The organism is Enterobacter sp. Ag1 (assembly GCA_000277545.1).
Taxonomy (GTDB): domain Bacteria; phylum Pseudomonadota; class Gammaproteobacteria; order Enterobacterales; family Enterobacteriaceae; genus Cedecea.
Genome location: AKXM01000032.1, coordinates 81202 through 101685 on the forward strand (window position 1 = coordinate 81202; position 20484 = coordinate 101685).

A 20484-nucleotide genomic window follows, 5' to 3' on the forward strand; every position below is an offset into this window, starting at 1 on the left:
ATCTTAACTACCGGCCAGCTCGCGCTGGCCGGTAGTTTTCTTTTCTAACGATCACCCGCGCTTAATCAGCTGGGTGATTTGATCGTTTTGGATCTGATGCTCCACGCCCTGCGCGTCATAATAGCGCGTCAGTCCGGTTTGCTTATCCACCTCTGGTTTACCTTTGGTGACGATCATTTCCCCATTTTTGGTCGCCATTACGTAGCTGCTGGAGCAGGCCACAACCGAGAACGCCACCGCGCCAACCAACATCATCCCGAAAAGTTTTTTCATTTTTGCCAACCCTGTATTGTTTTAGACACGGGATTGTAACGGGATGAAATGCAACCGGTTGTTAATGTGTATTGCGAAGAGAGACAGGAGGCTTAACCTCGTCACCATTCCTTTCATTAGACATTTTCCATCGGGCAAGAGACGCTGTCCCGGCACACAACCATATTTTGGCAGCCCGCCAGTTTCTCTTATCAGGATACTTTTATGTCAGTCACAGACCCCGTCATCCGCCAGTTCGAGGCGTACAACGCCCACGACCTCGACGCCTTTACAGCCTGCTTTAGCGAAGATTTCACCGCCTATCGCCCGCCAGCCGTAACGCCTTCTCTGGCAGGACGCGATGCCCTGTATGCCTTCTACAAAGATCACCGCTTCAATAACCCGGCCCTGCGAGCAGAAATCATTTCCCGCACCGCAATGGGCAACAAGGTGTTCGATCACGAGAAGATCCACGGCCTGAGCGATGAACCGATTGAAAGCATGGCCGTTTTCGAAGTGGAAAATGGGCTGATAAAAACGGCATGGTTCTTTTTTGGCTGAACCCTGCCCGCCATAAATGATGGGTTTACCTGGCCAGTTTGTCGGCATAGGATATGGATATTCATCCAGTAAAAGGACGTATTATGGCCCTCGAACCCGCTATTGCCCGGCTGGTGAATGACTTTATTGCCGCCGGTCGCCCCTCTTCCCGCCAGCAAAGTTTTGCCGACCGCCGGGCGGGCTATATCGCCAGTACCGTGCTGGCCGGTGAAACGGAAACCAGAGTCCAGGTGGAAGATATTTCACTGGAGGGAATGCCGTTACGGGTCGTTTCCCCACTCGACGCCAGTGGAACACTACCGACGGTGATTTATTATCACGGCGGCTGCTTTGTCAGCGGCGGGTTTGCCACTCACGATAATCAGCTCCGCCAGTTAGCTTTTCACAGCGGATGCCGGGTCATTGCCGTGCAGTATCGCCTGGCCCCAGAACACACTTACCCTGCCGCCCATGATGATGCCGAACGTGTTGCCATATTAATCAGGCAGCACGCCATGAATTTAGGCGTCGATAGTGAGCGTATCACGCTTGCCGGAGACAGCGCGGGCGGGCATATCGCCCTGGTAACCGCCCTGCGTCTGAAAGCCGCCAAGGAATGGCTCCCGGCTAGCCTGATGCTGATTTATCCGATGCTCGACGCCAGCGCTCAGCAACCAAGCTACCAGCAGAACGGCGAAGACTACATTATCACCCGCGACACGCTGCTCAGTGGCTTTGAAGCTTATTTCCCTGGAACGGATGTGATGCATCCGGAAGCCAGCCCGCTGTGGCGCGAAGATTTTGCCGGGCTGCCACCAGTGCATATCCTCACCGCCGAATACGATCCCCTGCGCGATGAGGGCGAATTACTTTATTCCCAGCTTATAGAACAAGGTGTTACGGCAAGCTGCCAGCGCTATCTGGGCGTGATCCACGGTTTCTTTCAGCTGGGCGGCATTAGCCTGACAGCGAGAGAGGCCATAAGAGACATAGCCTGGCGAACCGCGTCAACGGAGTGATTCCCAGGTCGTTAGACTGATTTAGCAAATAATTTCACTTTAGGCGCAGGATATATTCTTACTGACCCATTGGGCAGCAGCATGAAACCCGGTATACTGCGCCCGCCTCCATGTAGCAATGCAGGCGCGGAAGGTCGTCGTCTCCGGTGAGGCGGCTGGACTTCAACTCCAGTTGGTGCCGCCAGCGGCGCCGGGCAGGTTCGACTCCTGTGACTTTCCGCCAAGTTTAAAATATCAAAAACATCTAAATAAAATAATTGGTTGAGAATATTAAAATATTTCCACCAAAGCACATTAATGTTTTAGCGTGCAATCTACTTCATGCAACATTCCAAAAATTCGTAATAATCCTTATTAACTTTCAGCGCGATACAAATCTTATACATCCATAGATGATGCTGGCCACTTCCAGGTACGGAAATATTGCAGCTCTCTGTTAATCACGATGTTTAACCTTCTGATCGACAGCCTGCGAGCGCCCCGCTTTGTCCGCGCAGATTCAGGTCTGGCAACGATCGATAGCCAGTCCGGAATAATATTCACTAGCCCCTCATCCGACCCTCTTCCTAAAAGGGAGAGGGGAAAAATACGCGGCGTCATCAACGGCGTGTTCCCTTCCTGGCGCCTGCCTCACAAAACCCGCTCACAGCGTCTGCCCGTGGTAAATCTGGTAGCCCAAATCAATGGTGTTGTGGTTCAGGTCTTCATTGCCGATCTTATCCAGCAGCATTCTGGCCGCCACCCGGCCAATGTCAAAGCGGGGGGTGATCACACTTGCCAGGCTGGGGATCATCTGGCGCCCCATCTCCAGCCCGTGAAAACCGGCGATCGAGATCTGTTCCGGGACAAGCAGGCCCCGCTCGCGGCAGAGCAGCAGGGCGCCCATCGCAATATCGTCGTTCGTGCAGAATACGCCGTCCAGATCGGGGTAAGTCGCCATTGCGTCGCGCATCAGCTGCATGCCGAGGTGGATGGATGAAATGGCTTTCGGGTTGATGCGCTGCGGCTCCAGGCCGCGCTGCGTCATGGCATCGCAGTAGCCGCGAAAGCGCTGCTCGTCGCGCACGTCATCTTTTGAACCGAGGTAGACGATCCTGCGCCGCTGTCGCTTGTCCAGCATGGTGCCAACCATGTCTAACGCGGCCTGGCGGTTATCAAACCCCACTTCCATATCCAGCCGGTCGCCCTGAATATCCATCAGTTCCACAACCGGGATGGCAGCGGACCGCAAAAACTTCACGGTGCGGAAGGTGTGGTACTTCTCGCAGAGAATAATGCCGTCGATGTTGTAGGAGAGCAGGTTAATCACCGACTCCTCTTCCGACTCGCGGTTGTAGTTATAGTTGGCGATCAGCGTCTGGTAATTCTGCCCGGACGTGACGGACTCAATGCCGGCGAGAATGTCGGCGAAGAGCTGGTTCTGAAAAGAAGGAATCAGCACCCCCAGCGTAAAGCTGCGGGCATTCAGCAGCATACCGGGGGCCCGATTGGGCACGTAATCAATCTCTTCCATGATTCGGGCGATGCGCAGCCCGGTTTCCTTTGCAACCTTTTTAGGCGAACGGATGTAGCGGCTGACGGTCATCTTCGTTACGCCAGCCAGCGTGGCGATATCCTGCAAAGAAATGCGATGGTTTCTCATCGGCCCTCTCTATACCGGGGCGCAGCGCGCGCACCCGGTGGCCTGTCGGCGAGTCATACAACGATTTAATGCAAAACGGCATTTATCGTCAATACGCCCAGCAGCCCCATGACTGAGATCAGCGTTTCCATCACGGTCCAGGTACGCAGCGTTTCCCCCACGCTGAGGTTAAAGTAGCCCTTAAACAGCCAGAATCCCGGATCGTTAACGTGAGAGGCGATCACGCTCCCCGCCCCGGTCGCCAGCACCATCAGGGCCGGGTCGGCGTGGGTCACGCTGATGATAGGCAGCACCACGCCTGCGGTAGTGATCGCCGCGACGGTCGCCGAACCCAGCGCAATACGCAGCAGAGCAGCTACCGTCCAGCACATCAGCAGCGGCGAGAGCGGCGCGCCGTTCATCAGGTGCGCGATGTACTGCCCTACGCCGCTGTCGACCAGCACCTGCTTAAAGGCGCCGCCACCGGCGATGATAAACACGATCATCGCGATAGCGCCGATAGAGTCCCCGGCGATGTTCATCACCTGCTCCATGCTTCGCCCTTTGCGCCAGCCGAGGGTAAAGGTGGCGATAGTCAGGGCAATAAACAGCGCGACCGCCGGGTTACCAATAAAGTCGAGGAAAGATCTGAGCCCGCTTTTTTCAGGCAGCACCACGTTACAAAGCGCGGCAATGGCCATCAGCAGCACGGGCGTGATGGACACCAGCAGGCTGTTCCAGAACGAAGGCATTTCCGCCTCGCTGAACACCCGCGAGCTGAACAGACCTTCCGGCGGCTGCTTTTCAAACCGGGTTAACAAACGGGAGAACAGCGGTCCGGCAACGATAATCGTCGGCAGGCTGATAATCAGCCCGTATAGCAGGGTGGTACCGAGATTGGCGTTATACATGGTGGCAATCGCGGTCGGCCCCGGGTGCGGCGGCAGGAAACAGTGCGTGACCGACAGCGCGGCCACCATCGGTACCCCCACATACAGCAGCGGCAGGCCGGACGAGGCGACAACGGTGAACACCAGCGGTAAAAGCAGCACAAAGCCGACCTCAAAGAACATCGCCATCCCAACCACCAGCCCGGCAATCATCAGCGCCCACTGTACGCGCTTCGCGCCGAAGGCCTCGATCAGGGTAGTGGCGATGCGCTGCGCCGCCCCGGTATCCGAAATCAGCTTCCCGAGCATCGCCCCAAAGCCAAGGATCATCGCCAGCCCGCCGAGGGTGCCGCCAATCCCGTTTTGAATGGAGTGCAGAATCGCCTGGGGATCCATTCCCTCCGCAAACCCAACCACCGCCGCCACCAGAACCAGCGCGATAAAGCCGTTCACTTTAAAACCGATCATCAGGACCAGCAGCAGGGCGACGCCTGCGGCAATAATAAGTAATGGCATACGCTTATCTCTTATCAGTGCAAAAAAAGCAGCGCGAAGCGCTGCAGGTTAGTGGTCAGGTCGGGCAGTCAGCGCGTTTAAAAAAGCTGAAAACCAATCGCTTGATTTTCAGCTTTCTGCGGCGAGAGAAGGCCCATGCTCTCCACCTTTTATTCGGTCTACCCGCCTTCACTTTTCGGCAGACACTCGCGCCGTTAAACGGCGGCCAGCATGCCGCCATCAACAAACAACAGGTGCCCGTTAACGAAATCTGAAGCTTTTGAAGAGAGGAACACCGCGGCGCCAATCAGCTCCTGCGGGTCACCCCAGCGTGCGGCGGGCGTCCGTTTGCACAGCCAGCCGCTGAACGCTTCGTCATTCACCAGCGCCTGAGTCATTTCCGTTTTGAAGTAGCCGGGGGCGATGCCGTTGACCTGAATGTTGTGGCGGGCCAGCTCAACGCACATGCCCCGGGTCAGCATCTTCACCGCGCCTTTCGAGGCGGCGTAAGGCGTGATCGTGTCGCGCCCCAGCTCACTCTGCATGGAGCAGATATTGATCACCTTCCCGGCCTGGCGCGCCACCATCCGGCGGGTCACCGCCTGCGAAACCAGGAAAACGCCGGTCTGGTTCACCGCAATCACATCATTCCAGTCCTGCTCGGGGAACTCGGTAAAAGGATGGCGGCGCTGAATTCCGGCGTTGTTCACCAGCACATCAATCGGGCCCACTTCCTGCTCAATGCGCTCCACAGCCGCATCGACATCTTGTTTCTGCGTCACGTCGAACGGGGCGCCCACGGCGCGGATCCCTTCGTCCCGCAGCTTTTGCACCGCAGCCTCGACCTTAGCTGGCGTGCTGGCGTTGACGACAATCTGCGCCCCGTACTGACCCAGCCCGGTAGCCATCAGGTACCCGAGCCCCTGCGCAGAGCCGGTAATCAGGATGTTCTTGCCTTTCAGTGAAAAAAGATCGTTCATTGCCTTAATCCTTATTAACAGGCCTCAGAAAACCAGCTGGACTTTCGCGGCCTGGGTTTTATCCCCGGCAAAGATCAGCGCCTGCTCCAGGTCGGTAAAGGCATACTCTGCGCTCAGCAACGGCAGCGGGTTAATCACCTTGTTAGCCAGCCAGGAAACGGCCGTATTGAACTCCGTGGTGAAGCGGAAAGAGCCTTTCAGCGAAATCTCTTTGGCGATGAGCATCATCATGGGGAATTCCGGCACTGCGCCGCCCATTCCCACCTGCACCATGGTGCCTTTGGCGCGGGTCACTTCCAGGCAGGTGGTTACTGACGAAGGGTGGCCGGAGGCTTCAAAGCTGATATCGAAGTAGCCTTTTTCCTCTTTCCAGCCGTCCAGGCTGTCGTGCAGCGGGTTCACCAGCGTGTCGGCGCCCATCTGCGCGGCCAGCGAAAGCGAGCGCGGGCTGACATCGGCGCAGACAATTTCTGCCGCTCCCAGCGTTTTTACCGCGCTGGCGATCAGGCAGCCAATCGGCCCTACGCCGGAGATAAACACGCGCTTGCCCTGCAGATCTCCCGCCTCGTGCGCGGCGTGGATGGCCACCGCCAGCGGCTCGGCAAACACCATCACTTTTTCATCCGCTTCAGCGGGATAGGGAACGCACTGCGCGCTGTCGACGGTTTTAAAGCGGGTAAAGCCGCCGTCAACGTGTGGGAAGTACATCGCGCTGCCGAAGAAGCGCATGGTTGTGCATTGATTTTCTTCCTGGCTAAGGCAATATTTACAATGACCACAATGTTTGGATGGATTAATAGCGACCGTCTGCCCTTCATGTAATTCAGGAGAATCGGTATGCACTACCGTGCCAATAACTTCATGGCCTAAAATCATTGGGGCTTTTACGGCAAAGTTGCCGACCTTCCCTTCCTGATAATAATGCAAATCGGACCCGCAAATGCCTCCCCGGGAAATCTTCAGCAACGTCCCTTTATTATTCCACTCAATTTCATGATGGCTAACGGAAACGGTTTGCTTGCCTGAGATCACACAGGATTCAGTGTTAATTTTCATCAATGCCTCAATAGTCAGCGGGTAAAACTCAGCGCTATTTAAAGGCTTTTACCTGCCCATAATTGTGATGAGAGTCACACTTAAAGGCTGTTACAGAAGGATGTTACGCATAACGTGACGCACCTTTTAGTTCTTAGCGGTTGGCGCCAGGGATGGGGCGATGTAATGCGGAAAATAAAAAAATAGCTTCTGAGGAAGCTGGTAAATAAATAAAAAACATCAAAAACCTTTAAAAGAAAAATACATGAACGTTCTGCAAATCAAATATTAGCCATCATGAAAAGTATGAATTATTTATTTACAAAGTAGAGTAATATTTTTAATTACCCATGAGAATGAAAGAGATAACCCGGCACTCATCGGCCGGGAATCTGTCAATCACCTTGAATAGGCTCTGCCACAAAAGAGAGCCTGAATAATTAGCTTAGCTGCAAGAGAATACCCGAGCCGTCGGCCTCAACTCGCAGGGCATCGTAATTTTCCGCGCCGGTATAACGAGAGAGCTCCCCGGTGTGGTGAGCGTTGGTGCCGGAAATGACAAAGATTTTTGCGCCTGCCGCTTCACCGGCTTGTACACCCGCCAGGGCATCCTCAAACACCAGGCAGTCGGCCGCGTTTACGCCCAATTTTTCCGCCGCCAGCAGGTAGCCCTCCGGGGCGGGTTTACCGAGACGGACGTCTTCCGCCGCAATAATGACTTTGGGTTCAGGCAAACCGGCGGCCTGAATGCGGCGCAGCGCCAACGCTTTTGGGGCGGAGGTAACAATGGCCCAGCGATCCATCGGCAGCACCTGCAAAAACTCTCGCGCGCCGCCGATGGCTTCCACGCCATCCACATCGGCGATTTCAGCTTCGGTAATCCGCTGTGCTTCGGCTTCGGCATCCACGCCCGGTTGATTCTGGCGGGCAATCGTCTCCACCGCACGCACGCCGTGAATGGTGGGCAGGAAAGCGCTGGCCGCTAAAAAGAATATTGCCCGTCTGTGCTGTCAATGACGTGCTCTCCACAGGAGTCGGATGGTCTGCGGAGCATCATACATGGGCGTTATTTATTGTTCACCTGGGCAACCACCTTCTCCCTAAAAGGGAGAAGGGAAATACAGATCAATGATTCAACCTGTAAAGCTTACTGACAGGTTCTCTGTATAGATGTCGCCACTGTTCTGATAATCACCACAAATTACATCGGCGGCGTCAGCCCGTTAACCCCGGCGGAAATCCCACGCGCGACGGCCTGGCCTTTGTCATCTTTGGTGGCAAACAGCACCACTTTCACGCCCGGCTTGAGCACGGATTTGTCGGCGGGGCTGATCAGCACCACCGGCACGTCGTCCGGCACCTGCACGGTTTTCTGCTGGCCGTGGAATTTCACCGTCATCGTGCGCCCGTGGCTGTTCACGAGGGTGCCGACCGTGCCGTTGGTCATGGTGTTCACCTGGCCGTTGGCGGATTCAAACGGATTAAACCCTTCCCCGGAACCGCGCAGGCTAGGGGCAAAAACGTGTACCTCCAGCGCCTTCAGCGTGCCGTCCGCCTGCGGCACGGCGGCGGTGCCGATGAAACTGTCGGGCTTGATGTCGCTCATCTTCGCTTCGCTCACGCCGTTGATGCGGGTTTTGTCCGTCAGGCCAACGGAAAGCTTTTCCCCCTGACGGGTGGTGATTTGCAGCGAGGAATCATTGACCGCATCAATGGTGCCGCGCACCGGGGTAATGACATTGTCCGCTGCCGCAGCGCCCACGCTCAGCAGCAGGAGGCTTAGGGCCGGGATAAACAAACGAGGCTTGATCATGCTTTCTCCAGGATTCAGGTCAGGGTAAGGACTGCTCTGGATCAAGCGTAACCGCCAAATGAATCCCGGGGGTGAAAGAGTGTGTTCAAACGTTTCCTGACCCACCCGAAACGTGCTCTTTTGCGAAGCGAATAAGGCGTTTAATCAGCGGCGTGCGCTCCCGCTTACGGTACAGCATCCAGATAGCCGAAGGGATCTCTGCCCCGGCAATCGGGCGATAGACCACCTCCGGCACGCCAATAGTTTTCGCCATGATCTCCGGGATAACCGCGATGCCGTTGCCCAGCGCGATATGCGCCAGCACTTCGGTCAGCGTGCTGGAGCGAATGGCATCGTTGAGCACAAACCCACCCCGGCGGGCGACTTCATGTGAGCCAGCAGTCTGCTCCGGCAGAATAAAGCTTTCCCCGGCCAGAGCCGCAGGGTCGATAGCTTCCGCGCGGGAAGCCAGACGATGGGAAGCGGGGAGCGCCAGGCAAAAACAGTCGCTTTGCACCAACAGGTGCCCGACTTCTGACGGCAGCGCAACCGGGGCTCGCACAAACCCAACGTCGATTTTGCCCTCCACCAGCGCTGCCGCCATGCTGTCCATCAGCACTTCTCGCGCACCAAGCGAGATATCCGGATATCTCCCCCGAAACGCCCCCATCACCGAGCTAAGCGTCCCCGACCAAAGCGAAGACGCCACGTAGCCGACGCGAATGTAGCCCTGCTCGCCGCGTGCAGCGCTAAGCACACGCTCACGCGTCAGCTCAGCCTGCCGCAGAGTGGCTTCGGCTTCTTCGCGGAAAATCTCCCCGGCCTGGGTCAGCTGTACGCGCCTTTTGGTGCGTAAAAATAGCGGGGTGCCAAACTCCCGCTCAAGCTGACTGATTTGCACCGACAGCGTCGGCGTGGAGATATTCAGCGTTTCCGCCGCCGCGCCAAAATGGAGCGTTCGGGCAACTTCGAGGAAATAACGCAGATGGCGAAGCTCCATGTTTACTCCTGATTATTAGGTATTAACTAATAATAATGCCGAACGTGGAAATTGAATACCGCGCCCCGGATCGTGAAGCTTAAGGCGTGTTCTTCCCGCGTTTTCGGAGCTTTTATGTCTACTGTGCTGGCCGCGCCCGTGGCCAAAAACGACACCACCGTGCTGCTGGTTGCTTCCATGGGCTGCGCGATGACGGTCATCGACACAAATATCGTTGGCGTCGTGTTGCCGACCATCGCCCGCGGGCTGGACGCCACGTTTGCCGATATGGAGTGGGTGATTGGCGCCTACGTGCTGTGCTTCTCTTCCCTTTTGCTGCCCGCCGGTTCGCTGGCGGACCGCTTCGGCAGACGGCGGATTTTTTTATTCGGTATCGCCCTGTTTGCCCTGGCGTCCCTTGCCTGCGGAGCGGCCACCACCATCCTGATGCTGAATATTGCCCGCGCGCTGCAGGGCGTAGGCTCGGCGTTCTTGCTGGCACCCGCGCTGGCGATCATCGGCCATACCTTCCGCGAACCTCAGGCACGGGGCCGGGCGTGGGCCATCTGGGGCGGCATGATGGGCATCACCATGGTGCTCGCGCCTTTGGCCGGCGGCATCATCAGCGCCTATTTCGGCTGGCGCTGGGCGTTCTACATCAACATTCCCATCTGCCTGCTGCTGGCGATGGCGGTGCTGCGCACCATCGAAGAGTCCAGCAATCCTGCCGCCGGTAAGCCGGATGTACATGGCATTTCGCTGTTTATCGCCGCCATGTTTTCTCTCACCTGGGCGCTGATCCTCGCCCCGGAGCACGGCTGGGGCAGTCCCGAAGTGATGGGGCGCTTTATCGCTTCGGCGTGGTTCTTTTTGTTCTTTGCGCTGGTCGAACGTTACAAAGGCCAGCCAATGCTCGATCTCCGCCTGTTCCGCTCGCTGCCGTTTATTGGCGCAGTGCTGGCCATGTTTACCTATGCGGCTACGGCGCAGGTAATGACCTCGCTGCTGCCGCTGATGCTGCAAAACGTCGAGGGGAAAACCGCCCTGGCATCCGGGGTGGGTATGCTGCCGTTCGCGCTCGCCATGCTGTTCTTCCCGATGGTGGCCCGCTGGATGGCACACCGCATGGCCGCCCGCTGGATCTTAGCCGCCGGATTAGGGCTGGTTGGCGTCGGCAACCTGATTATCGCCAGCGGTGTGCTGGCGCAGTGGCCCTGGTTGGTTATCGCCGGTATGGCCGTGCTGGGCAGCGGCGGAGGTATTCTTAACGGCGAAACGCAGAAGGCGATTATGGGCACCGTGCCTCACGAAAGGGCGGGCATGGCTTCGGGGATCAGCACCACGGCGCGCTTCTCCGGCATTCTGCAAGGTTTTGCGCTGCTGGGGGCCATTCTGGCCGGGCATACGCGTCACGTGCTGACCTCAACGATGCAGGCTAGCAACCTGCCGGTACGCGACGATTTTATTACTCAGGTTGTGGCCGGAGATGTGCAACGCGCCCTTGCGCTGTGGCCGGAGAAACAGGCTCAGACGCTAAGCTCGCTGATCCGCCACAGCTACGCCAGCGGCTTCTCGCTGATGCTGGTTTGCGCTGCGCTGTTCGCTTTCTTCATTGCTCTGGTTGTCGTTTTCACCGTGCGGGATCGCGCCGGGAGTCAGCTCAATGAACGCTAAAGATATTGATTTCCAGTTTGCGATTTTCAGCGATATTCACGCCAATTTACCGGCACTTGAGGCCGTTTTGCAGGACATTGACCGCCACCACATCAACCAAATTTGGTGCCTGGGCGATCTGGTGGATTTTGCGCCGTGGCCTAATGAAGTGATAAACCTGATTCGCAGCCGCAACATTCCGGTGGTGATGGGCAACCACGACCGCCGCGTAGCAATGGACGAGCCGGTCACGCCGCTGGCTAAGCACTCCGTCCATGAACAACAAGCCCGTGAACAGGCGATTGCCTTGAGCAAACGCACACTGACGGAGGAGAACCGCCGCTGGCTCAGCGCCCTGCCCCGGTCGAGAGCGTTTTACGCCGGGCCGCTCAGAATTCTGCTTGTTCACGCCAGCCCGGATTCTCTGTCCGAGTATGTGCATCGCCAGTTCTCCTGCAGCCAACTGATGAAGTGGCAAACCACGCATCAGTTCGATGTGATGGTTTCCGGGCATACGCACTACGCGGATATTCGCGAATTAGTCCGCAGCGATGGCCGCAGACTAATCGTCGCCAATACCGGTGCCGTCGGGCGAATCAAACCCGGCGAGCCGCAGGCCACCTGGCTGAGGGGGCACTACCGTCACGGGAAGCTAAAACTGGCGGTTCAAACGGTAAATTATGACGTCGCCGCCGTGGCCCAGGCGATTAAAGACAGCCCCTTGCCTGACTTTTACGCGGAGGAGCTGTATCAACACGGCATGGCCTGTTCACGGGCGCTGTCGGTATTCTGAGCGGCTCACTATTTCGTGATAAGCTGCGCAATATTGGCGGCAGATAACGCACATCAATATGTCGATGCGCGATACTGCCTCACTTTCATTGCTTGCCGCTTCAGGAAGAAAAATGGCCTCTAAATATGCACTCGTTCTGTTGGCTCCGCTGCTGCTGGCGGCCTGTTCGTCATCAGACAATTCAGGAATAGACCGCCAGGACAGGCAACGCCTGGACGACAGCTTTATGCGCTCCCCGTGGCCCGATCCCTACTACAATAGCCGCTACCTGACGCCGGAACAGCGCCAGGATATCCGGGACCGCATCCGCGCCGACCAGCTGGAAGCCAGAGGCCGCAGGGATAACAGTACCGACAGCGGCGACGGTTTCGGCCAGCCGGTACATTTCTAAACGGTTGGCGCCATTTCTCCCCACATAATCAGGGAGGTCACTGACCTCCCCGTCACGCTTAGAAGCTGTAGTTTGCCGTCAGCGAGAAGCTGCGCGGGGCGCCATAAACCACATAGTCGGAAAGCCAGGATTCATATTCTTTGTCGAACAGGTTATTGATGTTGCCCTGCACGGCGAAGTTTTTCGTTACCTGGTAACGGGTGAAGAGATCCACCAGCGCGTAGCTGCCCTGTTTGATGCGGGTGTTGCCGTTCGGGCCGTAGGCATCCTGCCAGGTTTTACTCTGCCAGTTCACACCGCCGCCCACGGTCACTTCCGGCAGCATCGGTAGCTGGTAGCGGGTGAACAGCTTCAGCGTGGTGCGCGGCTGGTCCGGGTTTACCGCGTCGCCGTTATTGTCATCTGCCACATAGCGGGAAGCCCCGAAGGTCAGTTGCCAGTTATCGGTCAGCGCGCCGTTCAGCTCAAACTCCACGCCGCGGCTTACGGTGCCGTCCACGGATTTATACGCCGTTTCACCAGGGTTGCCGTTAACCGGCGTGCCGAGCGACTGGGCAACTTTGTCCTGTTCGATGCGGAACACCGCCAGCGAGGTGGTCAGGCGCGTGTTAAACCAGTCTACTTTCACGCCCGCTTCATAGCTCTTCCCGGTGGTTGGGTCGAGGTAATCGCCGTTGACGTCGCGCTTGTCGGTTGGCTGGAAGATGGAGGTATAGCTGGTGTAGGCCGACCAGGTGTCATTGATGTCGTAAACCAGCCCCGCGTACGGCGTCACGTCGTGTTTTTTGCTGCTCAGGCTGGTTTGCGGCGCGGTGGACGGATTGTAGTCCGCGTCCCATTCGGTATAGCGGGCGCCCACAATCAGGTGCAGCGGGTCAGCCAGCGAGAAACGTGCGGCGGTGTAGGCGGCCTGCTGGCGCACCACATCTTTGCTGTAGAGCGAGAAGGCTGACCAGCTTGGGTCTGCGACGCTGCTGTAGAAGCTGTCCATCGCGATGCCGCCGTAAGGCAAGCCGGTGTTCGGCATGGCGTTGTCGTAGTGGTTACGCTGGCGGCTGTAGCTGCCGCCGAACATCAGCTCGTGCTGGCGGCCAAACAGGTCAAAGCCGCCGCGCACAAACGCATCCACCGAATCCTGTTTACGCTCGCCCCGGTTCCAGCCGCCATAGGCGCTGGTGCCCGCGCCGGTGACTTTATCCGGGAAGCCGGTGACGTACATCAGCTTAGAGTCGAAGTTGGTTTCGGCGTGCAGCGTGTTAATTCGCGCTTCCCAGCCGTTATCAAAGCGCTGGACCAGGTTGGCGAACACTTTGGTGGCGTCTTTATTGGAGTAAGCCCAGTCCGGCGCGGTGGTGGCACTGCGGCTAAAGTGCGTCCGGCTGCCGTCGGCATACCAGGTGGGCAGGCCGCCCCAGGTCGGGCTGTCGTCATTGCTTTCCTGGTAGTCGTAGCCGACGGAAAGCGTGGTGGAGTCGGTCAAATCGGCATCCACCACGCCGTAGATAAATTTCTTGCGGTAGTGGCTTTTGTCCAGCCAGGTGTCGTTGTCCTGGTAGCCGGTGACCACGCGGCCCCGCACGTTGCCGGACTCGCTCAGCGGCGCGGAAAGATCGGCCACATAGCGCTGCTTGTCCCAGCTACCGTAGCTGGCGGACACGTTGCCTTTAAATTCGCGGCTGTCGGCGTGCTTGCGCACCATGTTGATGTACGCCGATGGATTGCCGCTGCCGCTCATCAGCCCCGCCGCGCCGCGCACTACTTCAATATTTTCAAACACGGCGGTATCCGATCCGGTATCACCGAAGTCCCAGACGTCGCTAACCTGCGTGGGCATGTCGTCGTAGGCATAGTTGCTGATGAAGAAGCCGCGCGCAAAGTAGGTGGCACGGCTGCTGTCCACCAGCTTGGTGCTGATGCCGGTGGTGTTATCCAGCACCTCGCCGATGGTTTGCAGGTTCTGATCCTGAATACGCTGCTGGCTGATGACGCTGACGGATTGCGGGATATCGCGCGGAACCAGCAGCAGCTTGGTGCCGGTGGTGGTGGTTTTGACGCTGTAATCCTGTTCCTGTCCCGCCAGCGGATTGTCCGCCTGAGTATTCACCGTGATGGTGTCTTCTGCCTGCGCAGAAGGCAGCAGCGCCAGCGCAATGGCCGCCGCCAGGAGTGATGGGCCGCCTGCCCGTAACGTGAACCGATCCCTGGAGAAGTTAACAAATGCCATGTTAAACCCTCATTTTTGCAGTGCTGCGGCGTTTTCCGTGGCCGGCACCTTTTTTTGATTTTTATAAAGACGCGCACGATTAAATGCGGATGAGAAATATACGCATTTGTATTTAACCTGTAAACAAATGTAATCCTCTGAGGGTTAACGAAGATTGCACCGTTGCGGGGCAAAAATGGGCGTTTGGTGGCAATAAAAATTGCCGCTTTCGCTTTACAAACCGACACGTAATTCTGCTGTTAAAACAGCCTCATCATCTGGCTTATTGCATAGGTTGTGATAGATTCCTCTCGCTTTCAAAACATACACAGCAAAATACGCTGCGAAGCCTCTCTCTTTTTTCAGGTAAACGATCGGACGCCATGAGAAAGTTAGCCAATATCCACCTGCTGATGATGTTGATTCTGCTGGTTGCTGTCGGGCAGATGACACAGACGATTTATATTCCTTCTATTCCCGATATGGCTCATGAAATGGGCGTACGCAGCGGCGCGATTCAGCGCGTGATGGCGGCCTATTTGTTTACCTACGGCGTGTCTCAGCTGTTTTATGGCCCGCTTTCCGATCGCATTGGCCGCCGCCCGGTGATCCTCGCCGGCATGGTGATTTTTATGCTGGCGACGCTCGGTGCACTGTTTACCACTAATTTGCATATTCTGGTGCTGGCAAGCGCCCTGCAGGGCATGGGCACCGGGGTCGCGGGCGTGATGGCGAGAACCATGCCGCGCGATCTCTACGAAGGCGGTGATTTACGCCAGGCCAACAGCCTGCTGAACATGGGCATTCTGGTGAGTCCGCTGCTGGCACCGGTTATTGGCGGGATGCTGGACAGCGTCTGGGGCTGGCGGGCCTGCTACGGTTTCCTGCTGCTGCTGTGTGCCATTGTCGCGTTTTCTATGTGGCGCTGGCTGCCCGAAACTCGCCCGGCAGACGCCACGCCGCCTCGCCTGATGCGCAGCTACAAAATGCTGCTCGGCAATATCTCCTTTAACTGCTATCTGCTGATGCTGGTTGGTGGCCTGGCGGGCGTGGCGGTGTTTGAAGCCTGCTCCGGCGTACTGATGGGCGGCGTACTCGGCCTGAACGGCGTGGTGGTCAGCATTCTGTTTATTCTGCCCATTCCGGCGGCGTTTTTTGGCTCCTGGTACGCGGGCCGCCAGAACGTGCGTTTCTCCAGCCTGATGTGGCAGGCGGTATTGAGCTGCCTGTTCGCCGGGATTTTCATGTGGATCCCAGGCTGGTTCGGCATCATGAATATCTGGACACTGCTGGTACCTGCGGCGCTGTTCTTCTTCGGCGCAGGCATGCTGTTCCCGCTGGCGACCAGCGGCGCGATGGAGCCGTTCCCGTTCCTGGCCGGTACCGCAGGGGCGCTGGTTGGCGGTCTGCAAAACATCGGCTCCGGCGTGATGGCCTGGTTCTCCGCGCTGATGCCACAAACCGGGCAATACAGCATCGGCATGCTGATGACCGCGATGGGCGTGCTGATCCTGTGCTGCTGGCTGCCGCTGGCGCAGCGGTTCCAGCATCATGGCGAGACAGTTTAGTTATTTAGCCTCTTCGGCAAGGTTTTTCAGCCAGCTAATAAAAGCGTCAATCTTCGGCCATTGTCGGCCACTGAGGGTCGAAATGTAGTAATGCTGATGGCATTTTAACGTTTTCTCCCCAAACGGGGCGATGAGCTCGCCCCGCTCCAGCCGCTTTTGCACCAGCCTTTTTCTCCCCATCGCTACGCCAACGTGGTTCATCGCGGCAATCACCGCCAGGTCAGAGCGATCGAAGCCTATGCCCGTCGAGGCCGGGAGTTCAATACCAAACTGCTGAGCCCAGCTGTACCACTCATCGGTGCCGGAATCATTGCTCCACGCCTGCCGGTCATGCAGCAAAGTACAGTGGCGCAGTTGAGCAGGCCGGGAATTGAGTTCAAAGCGGCGGGCATATTCCGGGCTGCAAACCGGCAGAATCGCCTCATCCATCAGAAAATGGTGGCTCAGTTGCGAGGAAGGCGCATCGTCAAAATAGAGCGCCAGATCGATACCCGCACGCTGTAAATTGAGGTTGTCGTTCCCGGTCAGAATAGTTAACGAGATAGCAGGGTAGCGCTGGGTGAAATCCCCCAGCGCGGGCACCAGCCAGCACTGGGCGATCGACGGCCTGGAGTACACGGTCAGCACCCCCGAGAGTTCCTGGTTTTTGATATCCAGAATCTCCTGGTTCAACGTGTCCAGAGACGATTTCAGCGCCCAGAACACCCGCTTGCCTTCGTGCGTCAGTTCCACTTTACGATGCGAGCGAACAAAAAGCTGGATCCCTAGCTCCTCTTCCAGCTGGTTTATCCGGTGGCTAACCGCGCTGGGGCTGAGTGACAGTTCATCCGCCGCCAGTGCAAAAGATTGATGGCGCGCCGCCACCTCAAAAGTGTACAGCTTCGACAGCTGCCAGCCGTTTAATAACCGATTTCGCCCCTCGCGTGACGTTTCCATCGTGACCTCTCTCTCAATTCCAGCGGCCAAGTTTAAAAAATCCGTGGCTAACCAGCAGCATTTAGTTGAAGAAAAGCGAACCTGAAACACATTTCATCGCCTGATTTCGACTCAAATCACCCTATTGATTCAATTTACCTCATGTGAAAGGCCAGTTTTATCGTTTGTCAGCCCGGATGGATTTATATCCAATAGCCCGCAAATGATGCACAGGAGAAGGGCTAATGGGATCGCAAATCTGGGTGGTGGGTACGCTGCTTGCCAGCATAGTGTTAATCGTGTTGACCATCATAAAACTGAAGCTTCATCCTTTCCTCGCGCTGCTGCTGGCGAGCTTTTTCGTCGGCGTGATGATGGGCATGGGCCCGCTGGAGATGGTCAACGCAGTGGAAAGCGGCATCGGCGGCACACTCGGCTTTTTAGCCGCGGTCATCGGGTTGGGGACCATTCTGGGAAAAATGATGGAAGTCTCCGGCGCCGCCGAACGCATTGGCCTGGCGCTGCAGCGCTGCCGCTGGCTTTCCGCCGACGTGATTATGGTACTGGTCGGCCTGATTTGCGGCATTACGTTGTTCGTTGAGGTTGGCGTGGTGCTGCTCATCCCGCTGGCCTTTTCCATCGCCAAAAAGACCCACACTTCGCTGCTGAAACTGGCGATCCCGCTGTGTACCGCGCTGATGGCCGTTCACTGCGTGGTGCCCCCACATCCGGCGGCGCTGTTTGTGACCAATAAACTCGGCGCCGATGTAGGCACCGTGATTGTGTATGGCTTAGCGGTTGGCCTGCTGGCGTCTCTGGTGGGTGGCCCGCTCTTTCTGAAATGCCTGGGCAAGCGTCTGCCGTTTAAATCCGTTCCCGTCGAATTTTCATATCTGCAAACGCGCGATGCGGCTTCTCTGCCGTCCTTGAGCGCCACGCTGTTTACCGTGCTGCTACCCATTGGCCTGATGCTGGCGAAGACGCTCGCTGAGCTGAACATGACCCCGGGCAGCACGGCTTATACCGCGCTGGAGTTTATCGGCAACCCGATTACCGCCATGTTTATCGCCGTTTTCGTGGCCTATTATCTGCTGGGACTGCGTCAGAACATGGGTATAGCTACGCTGCTGAGCCACACCGAAACTGGCTTTGGCTCCATCGCGAATATCCTGATGATCATCGGGGCAGGCGGCGCGTTTAACGCCATTCTCAAGGCCAGCGGCATGGCAGACAGCCTGGCGCTGAGCCTTTCCAGCCTGCATATGCATCCGATCCTGCTGGCCTGGCTGGTTGCCCTTATCCTTCACGCCGCCGTCGGGTCTGCGACCGTGGCGATGATGGGCGCCACGGCTATCGTTGCTCCGCTGCTGCCGCTCTATCCCAACGTCAGTCCGGAGATTGTGACGCTCGCCATCGGCTCCGGCGCTATCGGCTGCACCATTGTGACGGATTCGCTGTTCTGGCTGGTGAAGCAGTACTGCGGCGCGACGCTCCATGAAACCTTTAAGTACTACACCACGGCGACATTCATCGCTTCTTTAGTTGCACTGGCCGGCACATTCCTGCTTTCCTTTATCATCTGAGCGCCAGGAGGCTCGTTATGCAATCGACAGAATTACACGCGTTAACCGAAAAATTTCCGCTGCTCAGCGAGCTTACCGCCCTGAACGAAACGACCTGGTTTAATCCGGGAGCCACCTCCCTTGCCGAAGGCTTACCGCATGTTGGCCTGACTGAGCAGGACGTGAAAGAGGCGCACGCCAGGCTGGCTCGTTTTGCGCCTTATCTGGCCAAAGCATTCCCGGAAACCGCCGCAACCGGTGGGATTATCGAGTCAGAGCTGGCCGCCATTCCGGCGATGCAAAAGCGCCTGGAAAAAGAAAATGGGCAGCGGCTCTTCGGTAAACTGTGGCTGAAAAAAGACAGCCATCTGCCTATTTCTGGCTCGATTAAGGCTCGCGGGGGCATTTATGAAGTCCTGACTCACGCAGAAAAACTGGCTACCGAGGCGGGCCTACTGAGTCCTGAAGATGACTACAGCCAGCTGCTTTCTCCTGAATTACGCGAGTTTTTCAGCCGCTATAGCATCGCCGTTGGCTCTACCGGCAACCTGGGTCTGTCGATTGGGATCATCAGCGCCCGAATTGGCTTCCGCGTCACGGTGCATATGTCCGCCGACGCCCGCGAATGGAAAAAAGCTAAACTGCGCAGCCACGGCGTGGAGGTGGTTGAATACGCCGAAGATTACGGGGTTGCCGTTGAGCAAGGGAGAAAAGCCGCCGAGGCTGACGCCAACTGCTTCTTTATCGATGATGAAAATTCCCGCACGCTGTTCCTTGGCTACGCCGTCGCCGGGCAACGGCTAAAAGATCAATTCTCGCAACAGGCTATTACCGTCGATGAGCAGCACCCTTTGTTTGTCTATCTGCCCTGCGGCGTCGGCGGCGGCCCCGGTGGCGTGGCGTTTGGGCTGAAACTGGCCTTTGGCGACCACGTTCATTGTATTTTTGCCGAGCCAACCCACTCCCCCTGCATGCTGTTGGGGGTTTATACCGGCCTGCATGATGCGCTTTCCGTGCAGGATATCGGGATAGATAACCTGACCGCCGCCGACGGTCTGGCCGTGGGACGGGCTTCCGGCTTTGTCGGCAGAGCAATGCAAAGGCTGCTGGACGGCTTCTATACCGTGGACGATCAAACGCTGTACAACCTGCTAGGCTGGCTGGCTGAAGAGGAAAATATTCGCCTGGAGCCGTCGGCCCTGGCTGGTATGGCCGGGCCGCAGCGCGTGTGCGCGACGACGTCTTACCATGAGCTGCAGGGCTTCAGCGCCCAACAGCTTGATAACGCGACGCACCTGGTCTGGGCCACCGGAGGCGGTATGGTTCCTGAGGCTGAGATGGCGCAGTATTTAACGAAGGCTCGCTGATTAGCCCCTCACCCCAGCCCTCTCCCCATGTACGGTCCGGGGACATCGTGAACACTTGTTCGGGGACATGGTAGACACTTACAACTAAGGCATAAGAACCCGTTTATGGAGCCGCTTATGCCGTGGGATGCGAGAGATACCATGTCATTACGTTCTGAGTTTGTTCTGCTCGCCTCGCAGGACGGGGCGAACATTCGTCTTCTGTGCCGTCGCTATGGCATTTCTCCTGCCACTGGCTACAAGTGGCTTCATCGCTGGTTACAGGACGGCACTGCCGGTCTTGCTGACCGTTCACGTGCACCACACTTTTCCCCCGCAAGAACCGACGACAGCATTACCGACCTGCTGCGGATGGCACATGCCACACATCCACGCTGGGGAGCCCGCAAGATTAAGGGCTGGCTTGAAGACCACGGGCATCAGTTGCCC

General features: G+C 57.2%; 19 protein-coding genes and 1 tRNA gene. 10 read left to right on the plus strand and 10 right to left on the minus strand.

Annotation, left to right across the window (positions count from 1 at the left end):
* Nucleotides 1–51: 51 nt before the first annotated feature.
* A complete protein-coding gene (locus A936_RS13635; RefSeq protein WP_008458725.1) occupies nucleotides 52–273 on the minus strand; it encodes a YgdI/YgdR family lipoprotein in 222 nt (73 codons plus the stop codon).
* Nucleotides 274–477: 204 nt separating this feature from the next.
* Between A936_RS13635 and A936_RS13640 the strand changes: the two genes are divergently transcribed.
* The 3 genes from A936_RS13640 (at nucleotide 478) to A936_RS23490 (ending at nucleotide 2034) form a co-directional block, all read left to right on the plus strand.
* Complete coding sequence (locus A936_RS13640; RefSeq protein ID WP_008458728.1) at nucleotides 478–813, plus strand: nuclear transport factor 2 family protein; 336 nt, start codon at nucleotides 478–480, stop codon at nucleotides 811–813.
* A gap of 83 nt (nucleotides 814–896) precedes the next feature.
* A complete protein-coding gene (locus A936_RS13645) occupies nucleotides 897–1811 on the plus strand; it encodes an alpha/beta hydrolase (RefSeq protein ID WP_008458730.1) in 915 nt (304 codons plus the stop codon).
* A 128-nt stretch (nucleotides 1812–1939) separates the two neighbouring features.
* Nucleotides 1940–2034 (plus strand) — tRNA-Sec (locus A936_RS23490).
* Between the two features lie 420 nt (nucleotides 2035–2454).
* Here A936_RS23490 and idnR read toward each other — a convergent pair.
* The 7 genes from idnR to A936_RS13680 form a co-directional block, all read right to left on the minus strand.
* On the minus strand, nucleotides 2455–3453 hold the full coding sequence (gene idnR / locus A936_RS13650) for a DNA-binding transcriptional regulator IdnR (RefSeq protein WP_008458732.1): 999 nt from the start codon (nucleotides 3451–3453) through the stop codon (nucleotides 2455–2457).
* A gap of 65 nt (nucleotides 3454–3518) precedes the next feature.
* Nucleotides 3519–4838: a gluconate:H+ symporter gene (locus A936_RS13655; RefSeq protein WP_008458734.1), complete on the minus strand. Its 1320-nt coding sequence runs from the start codon at nucleotides 4836–4838 to the stop codon at nucleotides 3519–3521.
* A 194-nt stretch (nucleotides 4839–5032) separates the two neighbouring features.
* Complete coding sequence (idnO, locus tag A936_RS13660; RefSeq protein ID WP_008458735.1) at nucleotides 5033–5797, minus strand: gluconate 5-dehydrogenase; 765 nt, start codon at nucleotides 5795–5797, stop codon at nucleotides 5033–5035.
* Nucleotides 5798–5821: 24 nt separating this feature from the next.
* Complete coding sequence (idnD, locus tag A936_RS13665; RefSeq protein WP_008458737.1) at nucleotides 5822–6853, minus strand: L-idonate 5-dehydrogenase; 1032 nt, start codon at nucleotides 6851–6853, stop codon at nucleotides 5822–5824.
* A gap of 419 nt (nucleotides 6854–7272) precedes the next feature.
* Nucleotides 7273–7773, minus strand: coding sequence for an HAD-IA family hydrolase (locus A936_RS13670; protein WP_008458740.1), 501 nt, complete (start codon nucleotides 7771–7773; stop codon nucleotides 7273–7275).
* A 260-nt stretch (nucleotides 7774–8033) separates the two neighbouring features.
* Nucleotides 8034–8645, minus strand: coding sequence for a hypothetical protein (locus tag A936_RS13675; RefSeq protein WP_008458743.1), 612 nt, complete (start codon nucleotides 8643–8645; stop codon nucleotides 8034–8036).
* An 85-nt stretch (nucleotides 8646–8730) separates the two neighbouring features.
* Nucleotides 8731–9624 (minus strand): LysR family transcriptional regulator, encoded by an 894-nt coding sequence (locus A936_RS13680; protein WP_008458746.1) that lies wholly within the window; start codon nucleotides 9622–9624, stop codon nucleotides 8731–8733.
* A 114-nt stretch (nucleotides 9625–9738) separates the two neighbouring features.
* Here A936_RS13680 and A936_RS13685 point away from each other — a divergent pair, with 114 nt between their 5' ends.
* From A936_RS13685 to A936_RS13695, 3 genes are all read left to right on the plus strand, one after another.
* Entirely contained in the window at nucleotides 9739–11277 is a 1539-nt protein-coding gene (locus A936_RS13685) for an MFS transporter (RefSeq protein WP_008458748.1), read from the plus strand.
* Nucleotides 11267–12049 (plus strand): metallophosphoesterase family protein, encoded by a 783-nt coding sequence (locus A936_RS13690; RefSeq protein WP_008458750.1) that lies wholly within the window; start codon nucleotides 11267–11269, stop codon nucleotides 12047–12049. Before A936_RS13685 ends, A936_RS13690 begins: the two co-directional genes overlap by 11 nt.
* Nucleotides 12050–12161: 112 nt before the next feature.
* A complete protein-coding gene (locus tag A936_RS13695) occupies nucleotides 12162–12440 on the plus strand; it encodes a hypothetical protein (RefSeq protein ID WP_008458753.1) in 279 nt (92 codons plus the stop codon).
* 58 nt (nucleotides 12441–12498) lie between these two features.
* Here A936_RS13695 and fhuE read toward each other — a convergent pair whose 3' ends face one another.
* Nucleotides 12499–14664: a ferric-rhodotorulic acid/ferric-coprogen receptor FhuE gene (gene fhuE, locus A936_RS13700; RefSeq protein ID WP_008458755.1), complete on the minus strand. Its 2166-nt coding sequence runs from the start codon at nucleotides 14662–14664 to the stop codon at nucleotides 12499–12501.
* 362 nt (nucleotides 14665–15026) lie between these two features.
* Between fhuE and emrD the strand changes: the two genes are divergently transcribed.
* Nucleotides 15027–16211: a multidrug efflux MFS transporter EmrD gene (gene emrD / locus A936_RS13705; protein WP_008458757.1), complete on the plus strand. Its 1185-nt coding sequence runs from the start codon at nucleotides 15027–15029 to the stop codon at nucleotides 16209–16211.
* Here the strand turns inward: emrD and dsdC are convergent, their stop codons facing one another.
* A complete protein-coding gene (gene dsdC, locus A936_RS13710; RefSeq protein ID WP_008458760.1) occupies nucleotides 16212–17147 on the minus strand; it encodes a DNA-binding transcriptional regulator DsdC in 936 nt (311 codons plus the stop codon).
* A 224-nt stretch (nucleotides 17148–17371) separates the two neighbouring features.
* Here dsdC and dsdX point away from each other — a divergent pair, with 224 nt between their 5' ends.
* The 3 genes from dsdX to A936_RS22870 all read left to right on the plus strand — a co-directional run.
* The gene (dsdX, locus tag A936_RS13715) at nucleotides 17372–18709 is read left to right on the plus strand and encodes a D-serine transporter DsdX (protein ID WP_008458762.1); all 1338 of its coding nucleotides are present in this window, start codon (nucleotides 17372–17374) and stop codon (nucleotides 18707–18709) included.
* 17 nt (nucleotides 18710–18726) lie between these two features.
* Nucleotides 18727–20055 carry a D-serine ammonia-lyase gene (dsdA, locus tag A936_RS13720; protein ID WP_008458764.1) on the plus strand — a complete coding sequence of 443 codons (1329 nt, stop codon included), beginning with the start codon at nucleotides 18727–18729 and terminating at the stop codon, nucleotides 20053–20055.
* A 117-nt stretch (nucleotides 20056–20172) separates the two neighbouring features.
* Nucleotides 20173–20484, plus strand: a 312-nt coding sequence (locus A936_RS22870; protein ID WP_008458766.1) for a helix-turn-helix domain-containing protein, incomplete at its 3' end; no start/stop codon positions are given.